This is a genomic window from Nosocomiicoccus sp. HMSC059G07 (genome assembly GCF_001815515.1).
Lineage (GTDB): Bacteria > Bacillota > Bacilli > Staphylococcales > Salinicoccaceae > Nosocomiicoccus > Nosocomiicoccus ampullae_A.
On the sequence record NZ_KV820772.1, the window covers coordinates 1 to 2,759 of the forward strand.

At 26.6% G+C, this 2,759-nt stretch carries 3 protein-coding genes; all 3 read left to right on the forward strand.

The features are described from left to right. The first annotated feature begins 623 nt into the window (after positions 1 to 623). The 3 genes from HMPREF3029_RS09035 to HMPREF3029_RS00145 all read left to right on the forward strand — a co-directional run bounded on the left by HMPREF3029_RS09035 (position 624) and on the right by HMPREF3029_RS00145 (position 2,433). Positions 624 to 1,247 carry a DUF2599 domain-containing protein gene (locus HMPREF3029_RS09035; protein WP_168161303.1) on the forward strand — a complete coding sequence of 208 codons (624 nt, stop codon included), beginning with the start codon at positions 624 to 626 and terminating at the stop codon, positions 1,245 to 1,247. A 595-nt stretch (positions 1,248 to 1,842) separates the two neighbouring features. After that, positions 1,843 to 2,160: an AbrB/MazE/SpoVT family DNA-binding domain-containing protein gene (locus HMPREF3029_RS00140; RefSeq protein WP_070456992.1), complete on the forward strand. Its 318-nt coding sequence runs from the start codon at positions 1,843 to 1,845 to the stop codon at positions 2,158 to 2,160. A 3-nt stretch (positions 2,161 to 2,163) separates the two neighbouring features. Further along, complete coding sequence (locus HMPREF3029_RS00145; RefSeq protein ID WP_070456994.1) at positions 2,164 to 2,433, forward strand: type II toxin-antitoxin system RelE/ParE family toxin; 270 nt, start codon at positions 2,164 to 2,166, stop codon at positions 2,431 to 2,433. Positions 2,434 to 2,759 lie beyond the last annotated feature (326 nt).

Genomic DNA, 2,759 nt, shown 5'->3' on the forward strand with positions numbered 1-2,759 from the left:
AAAGCCCTATGATCCGTTTAGGATCGTAGGGCTTTCCTCATAATTCTTTAGCATTTATAATATTATTAATTAATTTTAGTACTTCATTTAGCGTTTCTTTTTTTGTAATCAAATATATGAATGTGTAGTGGATTAATATAACCTATTACTTTACTATGCTTAACTTCTTCGTATATACCATATTCAATCATTTTATTATTAAGCTTACTCATGATTGATACAATAACAAGTAAGTCTGTAAGTTTTGAGCTTTTAATCATTGTAACTAAATTTTTTAAAATATAATAATAAAACTATTAATTGTAGAAAATAAACTATGATAGAAGCAAAGAAATGCAATGTATTATCTTCAAATATATATTCATCCATTAATTCTCCAGATGTAAAATTTAATAATATACATATTATAGTTAATGTTAATGTGCCTATAAGAATAATCCTAGACTTATCATTCTTTTTATTTTTATAAAAATAAGTTATAACTCCAATTAGATTAAGTATTATGAAAAAGTATATAATTAAGAATACATTATAAGTTAACATTTATATCCCTCTTTTTATTTTAAATGATATAATTTATTATAATAAATCAATTTAATTAATCAATTGAATGGAGAATGCTTATGAAAAAAATACTATTAATTTTCTCAATACTTGTTTCATCTTATATCTTTTTAGAAGTACAAAACGCTAAGGCAAGTGTAGATGAACTAGGATATCAAGTAGAATACAAAACAGCAGAAAACATTGACTTTGATAAAAGTGATGTTTTTGTTGTTTTGATTGAAGAAAATAGACTTGATATTAATAAGTCTATTTATGCTGTTTACGAAAGAAAAGAAATAGAAAAATTTGAAAACGATTCTTTCAATACATTAGGTGAGGATGAGGGATTTACTACTTATTCTGCTAAAAAACCTCCTACAAATTTTTCAAACTATTATTCTAGTGGGTCATGGATAACTAGATCGGGAAAAATTTCTTTATCCTTATATCCAAAAAATATTGCCTATGCTAAACCAAGTAATGCTATCGTCCGAGCTCATTATGTCAAATATAGATGGGATACTGTTTATAACAAATATAAAAATAATAGTAGATGGAAAAATACTGCAAGTATGAAAGCACAGTTAAATTGTCATGCTGACTATGCAAAAGGGCTAAAAACTCCATGGAATTTAGAACCGTGGAGAAAACAGACTAATTATGCAATAGTATTAAGACATTCTTGTAATGCTCCAAATTAATATAAAATAGATTAGATGATATTTTATTTACGCATACGTCAAAGCATCTCGTAACGGTATTGAAAATCTGCGTAGCACACGGAGTGCTTGGACTTGTAATACATAAGTGAAGAGATGCTAGTATGCAAAGTAAATAAATGTCCGTCGGAACACGAAAAATAAGAGTGAGTGAAAACGAACGTATTAAAGAAATGCATTAGCGTTTCTTCCATGCCTTTATACAACAAAAACTTCCTAAAATAGATGTTTATTAACGGTACACAATTAAAGTGTAAAAACATATTAATTATATAGATAAAAAGGGAAACTACTCTTAAAAAAGATATAAGACACTCAAATTTAAAGTACATAAAACGATTTAATATAATATATATATACATAGATAATTATACCGAGTAAATGAACTATAAAACACTTAAAAACAGGCTAATTATAATCTCTAAGTAAAAACGTTCATATAACGGTCGTTTTATGTACTTATATAAACTTAATAATTGCCCTTTTCATTAATAAATATTAAAATATAATCAGTAAGTATGACTTTCTGAAAATAAGAATTGTATCTATTTTTTAGTACTAAAGGAGAATGAATTATATGAAAACAACTTTTAAGCAGGAGAAGACTATTAAACCTGTAAAATCAACAGTTAAAAAACGTGGACAAATTACAATCCCAAAAAAACATAGAGAAGCATTAGACTTACATGAAGATGATCAAGTAGAAGTAAGTATTGAAAATGGGAGACTTATTATGCAACCTGTCATAACCATCGCAAAAGATCAATCATGGTTTTGGTCTCCCGAATGGCAAAAAGGAGAAAAAGAAGCAGAAGAAAATATTTCTAATAATGAAGTTAAATCTTTTAATAATGTGAACGATGCTATCTCGTTCCTGCGTTCAGGTAAAAATTAATTTATGTACCAATTAGATATTACAAAACGCTTTAAAAGAGCATACGATAAATTAGATTCAAATATTCAAGATGAAGTTGATGAAGCAATTAAAGCATTGATAAAAGGTCGACCTTATCCAAGATCTTTAAGAGTAAAAAAGATGAAAGGACATAAATCAATCTTCGAAGCCTCACCTACTATGTCAATACGTATGACCTTTCAATACAATAATCCTGATTATATTGTATTACGTAATGTAGGTAGTCATGACATTACTTTATCTAAGCCTTAATAACTTTTAAAATTAGAAACAAAAAATATTTTATAAAACTAATAAAGAAATCGATATTAATGGGAATCAATTAAATAAACAATTTAATAATTAACGTTATATGAAGATGATAGATATAATGGTAGATATCGTAAAAGGGGAAATATTTAATTTAGAAGTCAAATAGCTTGAACATTGCAAGTCACTAATATAAATTGTATAATATAAATAACAAAAATTAGTTCCATGGCTTCACCAAAGCCCTCGCTACTCGCAATAGTGAGGGCTTTTTTATGGTGTTGGTAATACTGTTTACTTTTTATTTCACAAAAGAAAACAATATGTAG

Excerpts from the sequence above, each read along its gene's own strand:
- HMPREF3029_RS09035 (WP_168161303.1), top strand. The coding sequence starts at position 624 with ATGAAAAAAATACTATTAATTTTCTCAATACTTGTTTCATCTTATATC.
- HMPREF3029_RS00140 (WP_070456992.1), top strand. The coding sequence starts at position 1,843 with ATGAAAACAACTTTTAAGCAGGAGAAGACTATTAAACCTGTAAAATCA.
- HMPREF3029_RS00145 (WP_070456994.1), top strand. The coding sequence starts at position 2,164 with ATGTACCAATTAGATATTACAAAACGCTTTAAAAGAGCATACGATAAA.